The sequence below is a fragment of the Streptomyces sp. NBC_00271 genome (assembly GCF_036178845.1).
Taxonomy (GTDB): domain Bacteria; phylum Actinomycetota; class Actinomycetes; order Streptomycetales; family Streptomycetaceae; genus Streptomyces.
Window position 1 is genome coordinate 9,484,357 of the sequence record NZ_CP108070.1, and the last position, 17,156, is coordinate 9,501,512.

A 17,156-nucleotide genomic window follows, 5' to 3' on the forward strand; every position below is an offset into this window, starting at 1 on the left:
TCCGGGACCGTACGCCGTGACCGCGGCACCCGCCGGCACCGCAGCCGGCGCGCCCACACCGTGACCTTCACTTGCCAGGTCGGGCACAAGTCGCTGATGGCGCGGGGTTGGACCTGGTCACGGTGACTGATCACGACGGCGAAGTTCTACGACCGGTCTCATAGCCACGGGCGGCTGGAGACCCCGGTGGTGCAGGTCCTGACCGGCAAACGCACACGCGAGACGGTCTACGTGCCGACCGACCTCACCAGCCGCCAGGGCGCTCGCAGTGGTCTGGATTCCGGTGGCCCTTTGGTCGGGTCAGCGGCTGGCGGGGGCGTCCCCGCGGAACGCCCCGGCCACCACGGGAACCAGTTGCCGCTCGATCTGCTCGGCGGACATGGCGGCCAGCTCGGTGCCGATGGGTGCCAGCGCGAGCCAGTTCAGCAGGCCGGCTGCGCATCGCGTACGGAAGATCAGTTCCTGCTCGTCGACTCCGGGAAGGTTCGGTGCCAGTACCCGGACGGCCGCCCGGCGACTCTGGTCGAACTTGCCATCCAGCCGATGCCACCCCTGGGGCGGATCGATGCCGACGCGCGCCACCGTCCGCATCACGTCCAGGTCTTGCCCGCCGGCCGCCAGTGCGCGCACCATCGGCCGGGCGAACGCCGCCGCCACTTCATGGAGTGTCGCAGTGGAGGCGAGGGAATCGAGTTCCAGGATCTTGTCGTCCAGATACCGTTCCAACGCGTGCTCGATCGCCGTGTCGCACAGCTTCTTCAGTGACCCGAAGTGGTAGCTCACCGCGGCGACGTTGGCTCCGGCGCGATCTGTGATCTCGCGGAGTGTCACGCCCTCCTGGCCTCGCTGCGCGAGCAACTCCAGGGCGGCCGTCTGGAGGCCGTCCCGTGTGCGCTGACCGGCCTCCCGGCGTAGGTCCATCTTTTCCGCCCGTATCATGCAATGTACTCAAGCATATGCTTGAGTACATTGTCAACAGTCGCCTCGCGGATCAAGGTCGAACGTCGGCCGCCGGACGCCGCACCGGCCCGGATCACTGCCGCAGACTCGGCCTGACCAGCCGCGACGCGGGTGGGCACGCATGCCCCCGTGGCTGCGCAACCACAGAATTCAAACAATGGCTTGACAGTCCACACTGCCGTTCATAACGTTAAGCGAGCGTTTGAATTACTAAGAGCGCGACGGAGACCGTTGCGACGGATCCCGAATCCTGAGTACCAACCTGGAGGAACACGACATGAAGCTGCTCAGCCGGAAGTCGATCACCGCCGCGGCCGCGGTAGCTGTCCTGGGTGGTCTTTCCATCGCCGCTGTGCCGTCACAGGCGACCCCGCCCACAACGGGGCAGCGGTCCACAGCGACACGGCCGCCCCTACCCTGACCGCACGCCAACTGGCGAAGCTGCCGCTCACCGACCGCCACCTGACCAAGCACGAGAAGGCCAACCTCGCGATCGTCCTGCGCGATTACTACGTGGCGGAGGGCAGCCACATCGACGTCCCGACGTTCGTCAACAGCTTCACCAAGGACGGCGTCTTCAACGACATGGTCGCCGGCCAGGCCTATCGGGGGGAGGCGCTCGGCAGCGTGCTGCCCTACATGAAGGGCCTCTTCTCCAATGTTCACCGTGACCTCAAGCGCATCACCGTGAACGGCGACGTGGTCAGCATCGAGCTGTCGATCCAGGGCACGTTCGATGGGCAACTCGCGTCGCCGACGGGCGGCGTCGTCAAGGGGAACGGCCACAAGGTCGACGCGCCGACTGCCGACTTCTGGTACCTGAAGAACGGCAAGGTCAAGACGTTCAACTGCTTCGTCGGGTACTCGAAGATGTACCACGACATGGGCGTGGACTTCGACTGGGCCTCGGCGGTCAACAAGCACTGAGTCGTTTCCCGGCGGGTGATGCGCGGCACTACCGGCCGCGCATCACCCGCCAAGGATCGGCTGCTGGCACGCCGGTGCAACCCGGTCATCCTCGGTTCCGGCGAGCTACCGGACGAGATCCTCGTCAAGGCGGTCGAACCGGAGCGATTCGCCGAGGCCCGCGGTGAGTACGCCGACAGGCTGCGCATGCTGTCCAACCGCTGGCGACTGCGAACCGGCCGATCCGGAGGACGAGTTCGACCGCGTGGGCGACCTGATTACGCAACCAGGCGGCGACGGCCACGGCGACCTGCTGGCGCAGGACAAGTCGAACGAGTGTGGCGCTACGACGGCACCGCGACCGGCAAGTTCAAGAGCCGCGTGAAGGTCTTCAACGACTGCGGCCCGTCGTACAACGTGATCGTGGGGGTGGGCGACATCACCGGCGACGGCAGGGCTGACATCGTCTCCCGCGACACCTCCGGCACCGTCTGGCGCAACAACGGCAACGGCAAGGGCTCCTTCGGCGGCCGTACGAGGATCGCCACTGGCTGGCAGGGGTACAAGGGCCTGTTCTGAGCCGGCCTTCGCGACTGCCCCGCGGGCCCGGACGACGTGGTTCGTCCGGGCCCATTCCATGCCGCACGCCCAAGACACCCCAGCCACCGCTGCCCGGCGAATGAACCGCGGGCGAATTCTGGCTTCGCCTCTGATGAGGAGCTGGTCAGGAACGCGGTTCACGGCCCCGTTGCCTGCTCGGCATCGTCTGCGCCGCCTCGTTCGTACCGGTTCTCCGGAGGCCAGGCCGGGCGGCTTGAGCATGTGCTTCACGATGACGGACAGCTTGTCGCACAGAATCAGGCAGGTCAGCAGCCCGCCACTCGATATTCGGGCATCCCTCCTCAACAACTGTGCGATCTTCAGCGAAAGTCGGCCACTGATGGCGGATGGGGTTGTGAGGCGGCCTCCAGGACATCCCCGCAGGTCCGCCCGCCCTGCAGCCTTTTCAGGGGACGGCAGCCTGTGCCACCCGCGGCACGGTGAAGGCCTTCGCCTGCACACGTTCAGCATCCCGCCCCATCCGGGCAGCGCTCAGCACACAACCTGAGACAACATGATTCAAATCAGTTCGGGTTGTGGTTCCGGTTGCCGCGCTGGTGCGGGCTTCGGTTCCCACAGTTTGGTGGTCCGTACGTAGCCGTAGACCACTGAGGTCATCGCCAGCATGAGAAAAGGTCCGGACACCCGCGGATGCTCGGCCATCTCCAACGGCAGATAGCGATAGGACACCAAGAGCGCGGCGAAGACCGTTGCACCGTAAGCGACCAGCCGGATCCCTGATCGATCCCAGCCGCGGTCGAGCGAGCGCAGAGCTGCCTCGATCGTGAGCGTGAACACCACGCCGGCAATGAGATCCGCGCCGTAGTGGTAGCCGAAGCCCAGCGTTGCGCCGAGCGTGGCAATCAGCCACAACGTGCCTGCGAATCGCAGAATCCCTGGGCCCTTCCGGGAGTGAATGAAAATCGCTGTTGCCCACGCTGTGTGCAGGCTGGGCATGCAGTTCCGCGGGGTGATCTCGTCGAATGGCATGTGGTGCGGGGTATTGATCGGCGGCGGCGTTTCCGGCCACAGGTCGGCCACCGCCCAGTGTTCGCTGGGCGGCGCTTGCGACCACAGGCTGACCGTCGTCCAGTGCTCGACGCCGGTCCCGTAGGCGAAGACCGGTCCGACCACCGGAAAGATCATGTAGAAGGCCGGCCCGAGGAGGCCGATCACCAGAAAGGTGCGCAACAGATGATGGCCCGGGAAGCGACGCTCGACCGCCACGTTACGCAGTTGGTACAGCGCGACGATGACCGCGGCCAACGCGAGTTGACCGTAAACGATGTGGAGCATGTTGAAGCCGATCGGGCCGGTGGCCGTGACAATCCGGCCTACCAGCCACGACGGGTTGCCCAGCGCGTGATCGGCGGTTGCCACGTACTGGTCGAGCACCGCTGGGCGGGTCTTGGCGGTGACGAACAGCCAGGTATCGCCGATCGTGCGGCCGACCACCAGCAGCAGGCCCAGCCCGACGCCCTTCAGCAGCAGGGCACGTTCCCGGCCGGTGCGACGCGTGACAGCGATGACCGCACAGCCCAGAAGCACCCACAACGCGCCCGTGCCGACGGGGTCGCTGTCGGTCGTCTTGGCGCCGACCGCCCACCGGACCACCAAGAAGGCGACGTCGATACCGATCGCGGCACCAGCCGCGATGAACCGTTGCCGCCAGGTGAGCACCACCATCATCAACGCCATACCGGCGTACAACAAGAAGCCTGATTTGGGGGCGAATTTCGCATCTCGCACCTCGTTGGTGATCGGCCCGGGCAGGCCGTAGCGACGTGCGACGATCTCCAGCGCAATGTGGAATCCGAGGGTCGCGACACCCGCTACGACCCAGAGTCTCGCCCGCGGTTGACGCCACACTGAGAACGCGATTCTGCAGTTCATTCGCGAAGAAGACCGCGATGGTATATGTTTCAATTCTTGGCCTATTTGCTAAATTTTAGTCAAAGGTCAGGATAGGTTTCGCTCGTCGCCTGCGGTCGTAGGCATCAGCTCCAGCCTCGCAGCAGCCGACCGCTGAGGTTACAAGGCGGTGGTCAACGGAGGCTTCACCTGTACATGCCTTGAGACCTGCGCTGGGCCGCCGAAGGTCGCGGAGCCATTGGGCGAACAGTGCCGCCGCGTCCGCGGTCACGTCGACGATGCTGACATGGGCGTAGTCCCGGGCGGGCATGACAGCCGTCCCCGTGACGAAGATGTCCGGCGCCACCTCGATCTCGAAGTCCAGGGCAGGCGCGTCGCGGAGAGGGGAGGTGAGCGTCTCCAGGGAGGCATCGGGAAATGCTTGCGTCAGCGCGCTCCTGAACGTCTCCGGGCTTGCCTGCCATGCGGCTGGATTCTCCATGGGCGGAGCGAAGACGAAGTTCGTCCGCGGGTTGTGCTCGGCTGTCACCGAAGTCCCTCTCATGGCCGACGGCTCCCGGCAGACCGTGTCTTCCTTGCTGTTGTGGCCCGGATAGTTGCCGGGTCCGTCGATGCCCCGGCTTTCACCGGTCGACCCTGTCCGGCGCTGCTCGCGCCCCGCACGGGACGTCGGCGTCAGTGGTCGGGCTCCTGCGGTGGCGTCGGGCGCAGGCCGTCCAGGGTGAGGTCGAGGAGGCGTTCCGCCTGTTCGCGTTGGGCGGGGCCGGCCGAGGTGAGGGCGATGCCGGCGAGGGCGGCGAACATGTCGGTCGGGCTGATGTCGGTGCGGATCGCGCCGGCGGCGGTGCCGGCGTTCATGAGGGAGGTGAGGGCGGCCTGAATCAGCTCGTGGCTCTCGGCGTAGGGGTTGGTTCCCGAGGCGACGACGGCTCGTAGGGCCTCGGCCATGCCGAGTTTGGCGGTGGCGTAGTCGATGAAGCGACGCGTCCAGGCGCGTAGGGCCTCGCGGGGCGGCATCGTCGCCAGGAGCCCGGGGACGGCCTCGCACAGCCGGGCCACCTCGTTGCGGTACGCGGCCTCGATCAGGGCCTCCCGGGTCGGGAAGTTGCGGTAGAGGGTGCCGGTGCCCACGCCCGCTTCCTTGGCGATGCGCTCGAAGTGCGCGTCCAGCCCCTCCTCGGTGAACACACGTACCGCGGCGTCCAGGATCTTCTCCCGGTTGCGCTGTGCGTCAGCCCTCAGTGGACGTCCCGTATCGCGGGCCATCGGCGTCGCTCCTCGCTCTCCCGTTGCTAAGTGGCGGCGCCTCCGCTTATGGTGGGTGAAGTGGCGGCGCCTCCACTTTCACTGTAGGGCATGCGTGTGCGATGCCCTCGTTTCTCCTGCGAAAGGACTGTCGATCATGTCGGGAATCGAAGGCAAGGTAGTGGCGATCACAGGTGCCGGCAGCGGCATCGGTGAGGCGACCGCGCTCCTGCTCGCCGAACGCGGCGCCCGGGTCGTCCTCGGGGCGCGCCGTGCGGAGCGTCTCGAGGCCCTGGCCGCCCGGATCGAAAAGGCGGGCGGTGAAGCCGCCTGGGTCCCTACGGACGTGACGCGGCGCGAGGATCTGTCCGGCCTCGTACGGCTGGCCCGCGAGCGGTACGGCAAGCTCGACGTCCTCGTCAGCAACGCCGGAGTCGGTCTGATCTCCCCCCTGGACGACCTCCGTGTCGAGGACTGGGAGGAGATGATCGACGTCAACCTCAAGGGCGTGCTGTACGGGATCGCCGAAGCTCTGCCGGTCTTCCGGGAGCAGGGCTTCGGGCACTTCGTCAACATCGTGTCCACCGCCGGACTGCGCGTCACTCCGCTCCAGTCGGTGTACGCCGCCACGAAGAACGCCGTCCGTACCCTTTCCGAGGGCCTGCGCCAGGAGGCCGGCGAGGGCCTGCGCGTCACCGTCGTCTCGCCGGGGTTCGTCCGTACGGACTTCGCCGACCGTATGGATGCCGAGGTGAAGGTCCAGATCGTCGAAAAGATGGACAGCATCGCGATCCCGCCGGCCGCGGTGGCCCGCGCCGTCGCCTTCGCCGTCGAGCAGCCGGACGGTGTCGACGTGGGTGACATCGTGGTGCGTCCCACCGCGCAGGACTGAGGTCCGTTCGCCGCCATGCCCTGCCACGCCATGCCGCGTCATGGCCTTCAGGCGCCCAGGTGTGGGGCGCGTACGCGTGATCCGAGTCACGTCAGGTTCCCGTCAGCGAAGTGGCCCGCAGCCGTCAGTCTGCTCCGATCTCATAGGCCCCAGAGCCCCTCTGAGACCCCGCTCCCCGTTCCGGGGGAGCCCCCCCCCACCGAGGAGTGACATGGCTGAGACACTGACCGGAACCGCGAGCGGCGCCGCCGAAGAGATCCCCGAGTTCGTGCCGCCCAGGGCGGCCGCCTGTCCGTTCGCGCCGCCGCCGGTCCTCGCGGAGATCCGCGAGGAGAAGCCGATCAGCAAGGTGCGGATCTGGGACGGCAGCACCCCCTGGCTCATCACCTGCCACGAGGACCTGCGGGCCGTCCTCGGTGACCCCCGCGTCAGCGTCGACGACAAGCGGCCCGGCTTTCCGTTCCCGAAGAAGGCCATGGCGGAGAACGCGCACCACCACCCCGACACGCTCTTCAACACGGACGCCCCCGTCCACACCCGGCTCCGCCGGATGCTGACCTCCTCCTTCACCGCCAAGCGGATGGCGGCCCTGCGCCCCGCCATCCAGAAGGTCACCGACGAGCACATCGACGCGATGCTGGCCGGGCCGAAGCCGGCCGACCTGGTCCAGGCGCTGGGTCTGCCCATTCCCACGCTGATGATCTGCGAACTGCTCGGAGTCCCTTACGAGGACCACGAGTTCTTCCAGCACCACGCCACCGTCGCGGTCAGCCAGACGTCATCGGCCGAGCAGGACCGCGAGTCGAGTGTCGCGCTCGGCGAGTACCTGGCCCGGCAGATCCACGCCAAGACGGACAACCCCGCCGAGGACACGCTGTCCGACCTCGCGGCCCTGGTCAAGGCCGGTGAACTGACCATGGGGGAGGCGTCCCTCATGGCCGTCATCCTGCTCATCGCCGGGCACGAGACCAGCGCGAACATGATCGCGCTGGGCACCCTCGCGCTGCTGGAGCACACGGAGCAGCTCGCCCTGCTGCGCGAGACGGACGATCCCAAGGTCGTGGCCGGAGCGGTCGAGGAACTGCTGCGCTACCTGACCATCGCGCACACCGGCCAGCGCCGGATCGCCCTGGAGGACATCGAGATCGGCGGCGAGGTCATCCGCGGCGGGGACGGAATCATCGTCTCCCTCCCCGCCGCCAACTGGGACCCGGAGGCCTTCCCCGAGCCCGACCGCCTCGATCTGCTCCGCGACGCCCGCCAGCACAACGCGTTCGCCTTCGGCGTCCACCAGTGCCTGGGCCAGCAACTCGCCCGCGTGGAACTCCAGGTCGTCTACGGCACGCTCTACCGGCACGTGCCCACGCTGCGACTGGCCACCACGCTGGAGGAGATCGACTTCAAGGAGGACGCGATGGCGTACGGCGTCGCCGCGCTGCCGGTCACCTGGTAGCCCGTCCGTACCTCTAGCTCGTAGCCCTTCGATACCAGCAGGACGCAGGAAGGGACGTACCAAGGGAGATACGGAGCTTCAGCCGGTGCCCTCCTTCCAGCGCGACGCCTCCCGGTAGGCCTCGAAGACACGGTGGTGATCGGGGCCGAGCAGGCGCGCGCAGTCCTGCCCCAGGCGCTGGCAGAGCGCGGCGGCGCCTCGGGAGTCGCCCGACTCGCCGGTGAGCCTGGCGTGCCGGGCGCGTGCGTCGAGGACGTCCGGGTCCATGGCCCGGGGGCCGTCGGCGTGCAGCTGGATGAACCGTTCCAAGTTCTGGATCTCGGCGATATGGCGCGTGTCGACCTGTGGCTCCGCGGAGTCGTCCGAGACGTACTCGATCTGCTGGACCGCCCGGGCCACGGCTCGGGCGTCGGGCGGCCGGTTCCCGGGTGACTTCTCCAGCCGAGGCGATCCGGGGAGACGGCGTGCTGAAGGTAGCCGTCCATCCAGTTCCCCGCCCGTTCGTGCTCGCCCGTCCTGGCCGCGGCGAGCGAGAAGAACAGGTTGGCGTTGCCGAGGTCGAGCCCTTGCGCCTGCCCCATCGCGGTGAGCCGGTGTTCGTCGTCCCCGTCGAGTCGGGCGGCGACCGCCAGGGTTGCGTGGGCGAGCCAGAAGTCGGGCGACGCACCGGAGGAGCGCAAGGGCGGGTAGCGGCGCGCGCGGCGCATGTGTGTCTTCGGACGGGCGCCGGTGCGCGGAGACAGCAGCCTCGGCTTCCTCCCGCGCGCGGCCGACCCTCGGGGGTCGGCACGCGAACTCGGCAGGGAGGACTCGCTCACCGACCCCGCCGAATCACTCCACACCGCCGAGGCGCCCGCAGGTGCGCCGCACCGGCGCCAGGAGCGGCGGTCGGACTTCCCGTTTGCGCCCGGGTACCGAGCGCGTCCGCCACCGGTTCAGTGTTGCAGCGCGTACCGCTCGACAGTCGGCGTCCCGCGGGTATGCCACCCTCCGATCAGCGGGCGTGCGGCGGCGGCTGCCGCCGATGACCCCTGGGCCTTCCTGGACACGCGGCAACCCTGGCGGTGTCATGCACCGCTCCGGCTGCGCTATGATTGATCTTGAGCAGCCCGCCGGAAGACTTCGGCGGTCGGCCTCGCGTTGGTGGTCCAAGGAAAGACGCCCCGCTTCCTGCGGGGAGATGCAGGTGCAAGGCCTGCCCGGCGCTCCGCAGCCCCGCCTCCTGTACTCCGGAGGCGGGGCTTGTTTCGTTTCGCCCCAAGCCTTCCTGTCGCCCCCGTACCGCTCCCCGCCACCCCCTGCCTCCCTCCACCCCGGCCTCTGGCCCCCCGCTCCAGCCCCCGGGAATGCGCCGACCAGGTCCGCTGTTACAGCACACGTAGCTGACATGCGCGAGTCAAGATCGCGTGATGTGGGCGGAAGGAGGACCTCATGGCACGCAACAGCGCGCGACCCGTCGTCACGCTGAGGTCGACAGCCGGGACCGGCGTCACCTACGTGACGCGGAAGAACCGCGGAAACGACCCCGACCGGCTCGTCCTGCGCAAGTACGACCCGGTGGTCGGTGAGCACGTCCCGTTCCGGGAGGAGCGCTGAGCCGAGCCCGGCACCACCGGGCGGAGCGTCACAGGACGGTCGACCGTCACAAGACCGTCGACCGTCACGGAACCGTCGACCGTCACAAGGGAGGCAACTTCATGAAGCCCCGCATCCACCCCGAATCCCGCCCCGTCGTCTTCCGTGACCGGGCCGCGGAGACCGCGTTTCTGACCCGTTCGACCGCGCACTCGTCGAAGACGATCGAGTGGGAGGACGGGAGCACCTACCCGCTGATCGACGTCGAGATCTCGTCGGCGAGCCATCCGTTCTACACCGGGACCTCGCGGGTCCTGGACACCGCAGGCCGCGTGGAGCGCTTCGAGCGTCGTTACGGCCGTACGGCCTCGTCGCGGCACTGACGGCGGGTTTGACAGTTCACTGCACGAGGAGGGCAGATCCATGAAGGTGCGCAAGTCCTTGCGTTCCATGAAGTCCAAGCCGGGGGCCCAGGTGGTCCGTCGACGGGGCGTGGTCTTCGTCGTCAACAAGAAGAACCCGCGCTTCAAGGCCCGCCAGGGCTGACAGCACACCACCCGGAGGCGGGCGGCGACGAGGAGTGGATTCCCCGCCCGGCTATGTGCCGCGCGGCTGGGTGCCAGACGTCAGGGCAACCCAGATGTCGTCGCTCTCCCGGATCACGTAGAGGGGATCCCTACGTGGCTTCCAGCCACGGGAAACCACGTAGTACCGCCCATCGCGTTCCAGGAGCAGCCGCAGACCCGTGTAGCGGTAGCGGGGGTGGAAGGGTGCTCCCAGGTCTTCCGTGACCAGGGAGTCCTGGGGCAGAGCCAGCCGGTGGGTGCTGAGAATCAGCACCCCGGTCCAGCGCGTCACATCGCGAGCGCGCTCCTTGGCGTCCCGCTCACCGAGCTGCCAGGTGATCTGGGTCAGTGCCCAGAACAGGAAGACCGCCGCCGCGAAGAACGGGAGCGCCTTGTGCCGGAGACCGGCTCGACGGTCGCTCGTCGTGTCCTGGCACTGGCCGAGGAGGAGACCGGCCGCGACGGTGAGCGGGGCGACCCAGCCGTACGGTGCGATGGCCGGCGAGATCACGAGCAGGACCAGCCCGGCGCCGACCACCACCAAGTGGAGACGTACCGCCGCCGTGCGAAGAGGTGAGTCCCCGTCCCCGTCCCCGTATCCTCGCTCAGCGAATCGTGCGCCTGAGCGGGGCCATGGGATGCCCGCCGCCACCAGAACGATCACGGCGACCACCAGGACTTCGCGTCTCAGCAGATGCAGGCTCTGCAGAACCAAGCCGCTGAAGCCGAGGTTGAGCGTGTTCAGAGTGAGGTTGAAGTAGCCGTAGAAACTCGTGGTGTACATCGCGCCGAGGTAGAACATGAGCGCCGCGACGAAGGAAGCCTGAGCTACCACGCTCTTCAAGAAGGCGGTCGTACTCTTACGGTCGCCCAGGTCCGTCATCAGCGTGGAACTACCCGCACGGTGGTTGTGCTCGAGATGCTCGCTCACGTGCTGGGAGGCGTCGGCGGTTCGTCGGCTGGGGTGGTGTCGGGCGCTGTTCCGGACGGTGGTGCAGGGGGCGGTTCGACGGTGGTGTCACCGGTGTCCGTGGGCGGCGGCGGTGGTGGCGGGACCGTCGGGCCGGTGGTGTCCGGGGAAGGGGGAGGAACCGGAACTGTGGGAGAGGGACTCGGTGACCAGGACGGAGTGACTGCGGAGGATGTCGACGGGTCAGGCGCCGGTTCCGAGGGGTCGCAGGCGGCGGCCACGGCGAGGCCGATTCCGATACACACCGACGTGACGATCCCCCTGTGGATCTTCTTCCGCATGCCACCTCCTTGATCGTTTCGGAGAGTAGGCGCCCTCTTCCGGTGGATCGCGAATCCCACGCGGTCCACCTGGGCACGTCCCCCGATTGGCCCCTCCGGACCGTTCTGGCGATGGTCTGACGTTCGTACGGGCCACGGCATCGCGCTCAGTCCGCGTCCGTCGGGATGCGGAGCGTCACGCGGTAGCCGCCGTCGGGGGTGGGCCCGGACTCGAAGGCCCCGCCCAGGAGTTCGGAGCGCTCCCGGAGGCCGACGAGGCCCTGCTGGGAGCCGGGCAGGGGCAGGGAGGGGCGGGTGGGGGCATTGTTGGTCACCGTGACGCCGAAGCGGTCGTCGGAGTGCCACAGGTGGACGGTGGCGGCCGCGCCGGGCGCGTGTTTGCGCACGTTGGTCAGGGACTCCTGCACGGTGCGGTAGACGGCGCGTTGCGCGGGGGTGGCGATGGCGGAGGGGAGTTCACCCGTCAGGGTCGCCTCGATGCCGCTGGTCGACACGAGCTTGTGCAGGTCGGCGAGTGTGGGCTGCGGGGTGAGTTCGCCGACGCGGCCCCCGGAGGCCCGCAACAGCGCGACCATGTGGCGCAGTTCGTCGAGCGTGTCGACGCTCAGCGAACGGATGGTGCGGGCGCCCTCCTTGAACTGCGGATCCTTGGCGGCGACCTGAAGGGCACCCGCCTGTACGGCGATCAGGCTGACCTGGTGGGAGACGACGTCGTGCATCTCGCGGGCCAGCTGGGCGCGCTCCCGGGCCAGGACGGCCTGGGAGTGCAGCAGCCGTTCGTGTTCGCGGGCCTTCTCGATCTCTGTGAGCCGGTCGGCCAAGTCCCGCCGGGCCTGGACGAGTTGGCCGAGCAGCACGGGGGCGGCGGCCGTGGCCAGGGTGTAGAAGAAGTAGATCAGCGTCCAGGCGCGTTCATGTGAGCCGACGTTGCCCAGGGGCCAGGGCACGGCGGAGGCGGCCGCGAACAGAAAGGCGGCCGCGACCAGGAGCCGACGGTCGCGGGAGCGCTCGGCGAGGGTGAACAGGGCGGCGAACGGTGCGAAGACGATGTCCACCATCAGGCTGGCCGGGAGCGTGAACAGGAACACCGTGAGCGGAAAACGGCGACGCAGGGTGAGCGCGGCACAGGCGACGGCTGTCGCCGCCGTCGCGAGGCGGCTCGAGTCCCCCAGGTTGATCAGGACGTCCACGGCGGCCACGGCGACGACCACGGCATCGACGGCCGGATCCGGGATCCGCGCCCACCACGACCTGCCCGCGTTCATCGCCGGTCCTCCGACCCGTTCCGGCCGTCCAGCAGGCCCGCTCGCTGGGCGAGCAGCGCGGCCCGCACCCGGCTGTTCACGCGCAGCTTGGTCAGGATCGCGCTGACATGGTCCTTGACGGTGCCCGCGCTGAGGTGGACGCGGCTGCCGATGTCGGCGTTGGACAGCCCCTCGGCGATGAGCACCAGCACTTCGCGCTCCCGCTCGGTGAGCCGTCCGACACGGGCGGCCTCCTCGTCGTCCGCGGCGGTCGCGCCCGGGTGGCTCTGCCACACGGCACGGGACGCCTTCGGTGACATCACGACACCGCCCGCGCACAAGGTCCTTACCAGTTGCGCGAGTTGGTCCGGCTCGGTGTCCTTGAGCAGAAAGCCGGCCGCCCCCGAGCGCAGCGCGGTGAGGATGTACTCGTCGGCGTCGAACGTCGTCAGCATCGCCACCACGGGCGCGTCCGGCAGCGCCCGCAGGTGCCGCAGTACGGTCAGACCGTCGACGTCCGGCATCCGGATGTCCAGCAGTACGACGTCCGGTGCCTCCCGCCGTACCGCGTCCACCGCCTCCGCGCCCGTCGTGGTCGCGACGACCTCGATGTCGTCGGCCGCGCCGAGGATGAGCTCGAAGCCGGACCGCACCAGGGCCTCGTCGTCCACCACCACTACCCGGATCACGTGCGTTCCGCCTCGTCCTTGATGCCATCGATGTCCTCGATGTCGATTGTCGTCACTGTGACCGTAGAACGGGAAACGCCCGGTGCGGCGCTCCGGCGGAACGGCCCGGCCACCCGGCGGGTCGGTTCCAGTCGTCCGGGGGGTGTGGACCGGACGCCTGCCGGATACTGCGCGATCGGCGTTCCTCTCGAGCCTGTGAGCCATGACGCAGAACGCACATGACACGGCGCTCCTGGCGCCGCCCCGATCTGAGGCGTCCGTAACCACGCAACTCCCCGAACTCCGGCCCTCGGTGGGGCGCCTGATCGGAGTGGACCTCGCCCGGGGGCTCGCGGTCTTCGGGATGTACGCGGCCCACGTCGGCCCCGATCCCTCCGAGGGCGGATCGACCGGTTTCTTCATGGAACTGGCTCACGGTCGGGCCTCGGCGCTCTTCGCCTTCCTGGCCGGCTTCTCGATCGTGCTGATCACCGGCCGCCGTACCCCCAAGACGGGCCGGGCGGGCCGCCAGGCGGTCGCCAAGGTGGTGATCCGAGCCCTCATCCTGCTGGTTCTGGGCACCGCGCTCACCCTGACCGGCACCCCGGTCGAGGTGATCCTCGCCTTCTACGGCCTGTACTTCCTGCTGGTCCTGCCGTTGTACCGGCTCGGCGCCCGACCGCTGGCGGTCATCGCCGTGAGCGGTGCGCTGATCCTGCCTCAGATCCTGTACGTGGTGCAGCAGGCCCTCAACCCCGGTGGCGGCGACGGCGGTGGTCCGGGCGGGATCTGGGCCTGGCCCACCGACGCGGACGGCATCGTCTCGCTGCTCTTCACGGGCGGCTACCCGGCCCTGGCCTGGATCCCGTTCGTCGTCGCCGGCATGGCCGTGGCCCGGCTGGACCTGGCCTCCGCCGTCGTCCGCACGCGCCTCGCGATCACCGGTGTCTCGCTGGCCGTCCTCGGCTACGGCGGCTCCTTCCTGGCCCTGCACCTCGTCCCCGGCGCCGCCTCCGCGCTCCGCGTCTCCGGCTGGGGCGAGGGAGGTTCGGTCATGTCGGCCTGGTGGTCCGACACCGCGGGCTACCCGACCGGCACCACTCCTGCCTGGCTGCTGGCGGCCTCGCCGCACTCCGAGACGACCCTCTCGGTCGTGGCCAACACCGGCGTGGCCATCGCGGTCCTGGCCGCCTGCCTCGCCGCCACCGATGCCCTCCCGCGCTTTCGCCGACTGGCCGCTCCGGTCATCGCGGTGGGCACGATGTCCCTGACCGCGTACGTCTTCCACATCGTCGCCATCCGCGCCCTGGGCATAGAGGAACTGCCGGGTTCCCCGCTGCACGTGCTGCTCGGCTTCCTCGTGTCCGTGACCGTGTTCGCGAGCCTCTGGTCCCGCCACTTCGCGCGAGGACCGCTGGAGTGGCTGCTCGGCCGGGCCACCAGGATCGCGGAGCGCGTCCGATGAGCGGCCCTTGGGAGCCCTGGCTCCTGACGGCGGCCGCGGCGGCGGCCGTCCTGGGCGTCCTGCGCCCGGACCTGTACGCCGACGCCGTCGACCACGTCGTCACCACGCTGATCGGACACCCCTGACGGGAGGCCGACGACTCGGGCCGCCGCCTTGGGCGAGGCTTTCAGCCCGTCGACGTCACTTCTTCGGTGCCACCGCGTCCCCGGCCGAGACGATCCTCGCGGTCGTCGTCGTGCCGGGGACGTACCGGCGCGGTCGGCTTCCTGAACGGCATCGACGTCCTCGTGGACGGCGGTGTGTTCGCCGCCGTGCGTGGCGAATGACGTGGACGACGGCAACACGGCCGTCCGGTGCTTGCGAGTCGCGCCCCCGCGCCCCGCGCCCCCGCGCACGGGGCGCGTCGGGCTTCGGTGGGCCGGAGCGGGCCGGGCGGCCGTACGCTCCCGTTGCCCAAGGGCGCCGCACCGTGGGCCTGTTGGCCGCCGAGGGCCGGGTGGGATCGTGACCCTGATCAGGCAGTGCCGCCGGAGAAGGTGTCACGCGTGTTCGACAACCTGAAGAACCTCAAGGACAAGGCCGAGGAACTCGCCGAGGCCCACGGCGACACGATCTCCGACGGACTGGAGAAGGCCGGCGACATCGTCGACGACAAGACGGACGGCAAGTACACCGACAAGATCGAGACCGGTGTGGACAAGGCGCAGGAGTACGTCGAGAAACTGGGCGAGAAGGAGGCCTGACCCCGCGCGGCGAACGCAGGTCCCGGGGCGCCGCGAGGGCGCCCCTTCCCGGCGGGCTCGCTCAGAAGGGTTCCGGGAGAGGCACCCGGCTCGACCCGCTGCGCACCTGTTCGATGAGCGCGGCGTACGCGGCGATCATCCGGGTGCGGCTGAACCGTTCGCGGCTGAGGGCCAGGGCCGGTGCGAACTCGGCGCCCCGCGCCACCGCCTCGGACCAGGCCAGGGCGATCGCTTCGGGGTCGGACGGGGTGAGGAAGCCGTGCCCGGTGACGATCGAGGCGCTGTCGCCGACATCGGTGGCGACCGGCACGGCCCCGCACATCATGCCCTCGATCAGGCACAGCGGTGCCGCCTCGCCGCTGGCGGAGGTCAGCGACACCACGTCGGAGGCCGCATAGACGGTCTCCATGTCATGCCGTACGCCGAGCAACGAGAGGCGTTCGGCGAGCGGGGCGTCCTCGCCGAACGCGGTGGCGATGTCCTCACGCAGGCAGCCGTTGGCCCGGGTCATGCCCGCGCCGCACATCAGGACGTGGCCGTCGGGCTGCCGGCGCAGCCAGGCCCGGGCGGCCCGGAGGAACAGCGGAACGTTCTTCATCGTGGCGTAGCGTGCCGCGAAGACGATCACGGGCGCGCGCTCCGGGATGCCCAGCGACGTCCGCAGCAGAGCGCGTCTGTACGGGTCGGGGCGAAATCGCAGCAGATCCACGCCGTTCGGGATCACGTGCAGCAGGCCGGGCGGGATCCCGGCCGCGGTGTACGCGGCGCGCGTCGACTCGGCGCAACAGATCCCGGCGGCGATCCGGCCGTCGGCGACCGCTGTCCGTAGCTCGTCCAGGGCCGCCCCCTGGTTCTCGGGGTCGGAGCGGTGCAGACAGACCACGACGGGCCGCCGGGGCAGACCGGCCTGGTTGAGCAGGCCGAGCGGCTGCTCCTTGAGGGACAGGATGACGTCGGCGGCGGCCACCGCCCGCGTGGTGGCGGCCAGCTCCGGCCCGGTGAAGGCCTCGGGGCCGTCGGGTGCCCCGGGGGTGCGGCCCAGCGAGGTGACCGGCACGCCCGCCGCGGTCAGTGACCGGTAGCAGACGTCGTCCTCCATCCGCTGCCGGGTCTCCTCCCGATACATTTCGCCATTCACACTCAGCACCGCATGCCGCTGGCCACCCTCATGGAGCCCCAGCACCACATCACTGTGCACGATCCGGGCCCCGCCCGAGAAGAATCCTTCATAGATCGACAGCACACGCAGTTCGTCCATCACGCGCACCTCTTGGCCCGTCTCGCAGAAAGGGAGGAAACCTTTTCAACCCCTGTGATCTGCGGGTTCTCCGCTATGGACACAGGAGAAACTTGCGAGCCTGTGAACTCGTCGTTTCAAATTCGGACACGATTGGTTACGGCGTACCGTTCGGTTGATCAGCCGAATGAAGACGCGGAGGTCGCGGGCCTGACGGCTGTTCTCACACCAATCGGATGGTAAAAAACAGGCCAGAAATTTCCTGGCCCGGGGACGCGCGACACGTATAATCCGCGCCGCGGCCGAGAGGGGTGCCACCACCGCTCGGCCGAAGCGGAAGGGTGAATGTCTGGGTATTTCCGGGTTCCGGCGGAGGGGTGCGTGCCAAGCTTGACGCAGGGGGGAAGCGGCACCGGCGACGCGGGGCCACGCGTCTGATTCCCGTACCGCCGCGCAGAATGTGCTCGGGAGGATCGCTG

General features: G+C 68.9%; 19 protein-coding genes. 10 read left to right on the forward strand and 9 right to left on the reverse strand.

Annotation, left to right across the window (positions count from 1 at the left end; translation table 11 throughout):
* Positions 1-300: 300 nt before the first annotated feature.
* Complete coding sequence (locus tag OG798_RS43080; protein WP_267063490.1) at positions 301-939, reverse strand: TetR/AcrR family transcriptional regulator; 639 nt, start codon at positions 937-939, stop codon at positions 301-303.
* 252 nt (positions 940-1,191) lie between these two features.
* On the opposite strand from OG798_RS43080, the gene OG798_RS43085 reads away from it, so the two are divergent.
* Together OG798_RS43085 and OG798_RS43090 are read left to right on the forward strand one after the other, a co-directional pair.
* Positions 1,192-1,887 (forward strand): nuclear transport factor 2 family protein, encoded by a 696-nt coding sequence (locus tag OG798_RS43085; protein WP_267063491.1) that lies wholly within the window; start codon positions 1,192-1,194, stop codon positions 1,885-1,887.
* Between the two features lie 315 nt (positions 1,888-2,202).
* Positions 2,203-2,445, forward strand: a complete 243-nt coding sequence (locus OG798_RS43090; protein ID WP_267063492.1) for an FG-GAP repeat domain-containing protein — start codon at positions 2,203-2,205, stop codon at positions 2,443-2,445.
* Positions 2,446-2,985: 540 nt separating this feature from the next.
* Here the strand turns inward: OG798_RS43090 and OG798_RS43095 are convergent.
* From OG798_RS43095 to OG798_RS43105, 3 genes are all read right to left on the reverse strand, one after another.
* Positions 2,986-4,359: a phosphatase PAP2 family protein gene (locus OG798_RS43095; protein ID WP_267063493.1), complete on the reverse strand. Its 1,374-nt coding sequence runs from the start codon at positions 4,357-4,359 to the stop codon at positions 2,986-2,988.
* Positions 4,360-4,414: 55 nt separating this feature from the next.
* The gene (locus OG798_RS43100; protein ID WP_267063494.1) at positions 4,415-4,819 is read right to left on the reverse strand and encodes a hypothetical protein; all 405 of its coding nucleotides are present in this window, start codon (positions 4,817-4,819) and stop codon (positions 4,415-4,417) included.
* Positions 4,820-5,013: 194 nt separating this feature from the next.
* Positions 5,014-5,604: a TetR/AcrR family transcriptional regulator gene (locus OG798_RS43105; RefSeq protein ID WP_267063495.1), complete on the reverse strand. Its 591-nt coding sequence runs from the start codon at positions 5,602-5,604 to the stop codon at positions 5,014-5,016.
* A gap of 136 nt (positions 5,605-5,740) precedes the next feature.
* Between OG798_RS43105 and OG798_RS43110 the strand changes: the two genes are divergently transcribed.
* Positions 5,741-6,475: an SDR family oxidoreductase gene (locus OG798_RS43110; RefSeq protein WP_120986121.1), complete on the forward strand. Its 735-nt coding sequence runs from the start codon at positions 5,741-5,743 to the stop codon at positions 6,473-6,475.
* A 211-nt stretch (positions 6,476-6,686) separates the two neighbouring features.
* On the forward strand, positions 6,687-7,928 hold the full coding sequence (locus OG798_RS43115) for a cytochrome P450 (protein ID WP_267063496.1): 1,242 nt from the start codon (positions 6,687-6,689) through the stop codon (positions 7,926-7,928).
* Positions 7,929-8,006: 78 nt separating this feature from the next.
* Here the strand turns inward: OG798_RS43115 and OG798_RS43120 are convergent, their stop codons facing one another.
* Entirely contained in the window at positions 8,007-8,327 is a 321-nt protein-coding gene (locus tag OG798_RS43120; protein WP_121414363.1) for a hypothetical protein, read from the reverse strand.
* 1,032 nt (positions 8,328-9,359) lie between these two features.
* Between OG798_RS43120 and rpmG the strand changes: the two genes are divergently transcribed.
* The 3 genes from rpmG to ykgO all read left to right on the forward strand — a co-directional run bounded on the left by rpmG (position 9,360) and on the right by ykgO (position 10,049).
* On the forward strand, positions 9,360-9,524 hold the full coding sequence (gene rpmG, locus OG798_RS43125) for a 50S ribosomal protein L33 (protein ID WP_054230143.1): 165 nt from the start codon (positions 9,360-9,362) through the stop codon (positions 9,522-9,524).
* A 101-nt stretch (positions 9,525-9,625) separates the two neighbouring features.
* Positions 9,626-9,886, forward strand: coding sequence for a type B 50S ribosomal protein L31 (locus OG798_RS43130; RefSeq protein WP_267063497.1), 261 nt, complete (start codon positions 9,626-9,628; stop codon positions 9,884-9,886).
* Between the two features lie 40 nt (positions 9,887-9,926).
* Positions 9,927-10,049: a type B 50S ribosomal protein L36 gene (ykgO, locus tag OG798_RS43135; protein ID WP_054230145.1), complete on the forward strand. Its 123-nt coding sequence runs from the start codon at positions 9,927-9,929 to the stop codon at positions 10,047-10,049.
* A gap of 51 nt (positions 10,050-10,100) precedes the next feature.
* On the opposite strand, the gene OG798_RS43140 is transcribed toward ykgO, so the two are convergent.
* The 3 genes from OG798_RS43140 to OG798_RS43150 form a co-directional block, all read right to left on the reverse strand.
* Positions 10,101-11,000, reverse strand: coding sequence for a hypothetical protein (locus OG798_RS43140; RefSeq protein ID WP_267063498.1), 900 nt, complete (start codon positions 10,998-11,000; stop codon positions 10,101-10,103).
* 466 nt (positions 11,001-11,466) lie between these two features.
* Positions 11,467-12,585, reverse strand: a complete 1,119-nt coding sequence (locus OG798_RS43145; protein WP_095851538.1) for a sensor histidine kinase — start codon at positions 12,583-12,585, stop codon at positions 11,467-11,469.
* Positions 12,582-13,253, reverse strand: a complete 672-nt coding sequence (locus tag OG798_RS43150) for a response regulator (RefSeq protein WP_097224023.1) — start codon at positions 13,251-13,253, stop codon at positions 12,582-12,584. Before OG798_RS43150 ends, OG798_RS43145 begins: the two co-directional genes overlap by 4 nt.
* Positions 13,254-13,455: 202 nt before the next feature.
* Between OG798_RS43150 and OG798_RS43155 the strand changes: the two genes are divergently transcribed.
* The 3 genes from OG798_RS43155 (at position 13,456) to OG798_RS43165 (ending at position 15,440) form a co-directional block, all read left to right on the forward strand.
* A complete protein-coding gene (locus tag OG798_RS43155; RefSeq protein WP_328758797.1) occupies positions 13,456-14,697 on the forward strand; it encodes a DUF418 domain-containing protein in 1,242 nt (413 codons plus the stop codon).
* Entirely contained in the window at positions 14,694-14,822 is a 129-nt protein-coding gene (locus OG798_RS43160) for a hypothetical protein (protein ID WP_328758798.1), read from the forward strand. Before OG798_RS43155 ends, OG798_RS43160 begins: the two co-directional genes overlap by 4 nt.
* Positions 14,823-15,242: 420 nt before the next feature.
* Positions 15,243-15,440, forward strand: a complete 198-nt coding sequence (locus OG798_RS43165; RefSeq protein ID WP_095851535.1) for an antitoxin — start codon at positions 15,243-15,245, stop codon at positions 15,438-15,440.
* Positions 15,441-15,501: 61 nt separating this feature from the next.
* On the opposite strand, the gene OG798_RS43170 is transcribed toward OG798_RS43165, so the two are convergent.
* Positions 15,502-16,683, reverse strand: coding sequence for a glycosyltransferase (locus OG798_RS43170; protein ID WP_328760153.1), 1,182 nt, complete (start codon positions 16,681-16,683; stop codon positions 15,502-15,504).
* Positions 16,684-17,156 lie beyond the last annotated feature (473 nt).

What these genes read in the sequence shown, in the direction of transcription:
- OG798_RS43080 (WP_267063490.1), bottom strand. Translation starts at nt 939, where the DNA reads ATGATACGGGCGGAAAAGATGGACCTACGCCGGGAGGCCGGTCAGCGC.
- OG798_RS43095 (WP_267063493.1), bottom strand. Translation starts at nt 4,359, where the DNA reads ATGAACTGCAGAATCGCGTTCTCAGTGTGGCGTCAACCGCGGGCGAGA.
- OG798_RS43100 (WP_267063494.1), bottom strand. Translation starts at nt 4,819, where the DNA reads ATGGAGAATCCAGCCGCATGGCAGGCAAGCCCGGAGACGTTCAGGAGC.
- OG798_RS43105 (WP_267063495.1), bottom strand. Translation starts at nt 5,604, where the DNA reads ATGGCCCGCGATACGGGACGTCCACTGAGGGCTGACGCACAGCGCAAC.
- OG798_RS43110 (WP_120986121.1), top strand. Translation starts at nt 5,741, where the DNA reads ATGTCGGGAATCGAAGGCAAGGTAGTGGCGATCACAGGTGCCGGCAGC.
- OG798_RS43115 (WP_267063496.1), top strand. Translation starts at nt 6,687, where the DNA reads ATGGCTGAGACACTGACCGGAACCGCGAGCGGCGCCGCCGAAGAGATC.
- rpmG (WP_054230143.1), top strand. Translation starts at nt 9,360, where the DNA reads ATGGCACGCAACAGCGCGCGACCCGTCGTCACGCTGAGGTCGACAGCC.
- OG798_RS43130 (WP_267063497.1), top strand. Translation starts at nt 9,626, where the DNA reads ATGAAGCCCCGCATCCACCCCGAATCCCGCCCCGTCGTCTTCCGTGAC.
- ykgO (WP_054230145.1), top strand. Translation starts at nt 9,927, where the DNA reads ATGAAGGTGCGCAAGTCCTTGCGTTCCATGAAGTCCAAGCCGGGGGCC.
- OG798_RS43145 (WP_095851538.1), bottom strand. Translation starts at nt 12,585, where the DNA reads ATGAACGCGGGCAGGTCGTGGTGGGCGCGGATCCCGGATCCGGCCGTC.
- OG798_RS43155 (WP_328758797.1), top strand. Translation starts at nt 13,456, where the DNA reads ATGACGCAGAACGCACATGACACGGCGCTCCTGGCGCCGCCCCGATCT.
- OG798_RS43160 (WP_328758798.1), top strand. Translation starts at nt 14,694, where the DNA reads ATGAGCGGCCCTTGGGAGCCCTGGCTCCTGACGGCGGCCGCGGCGGCG.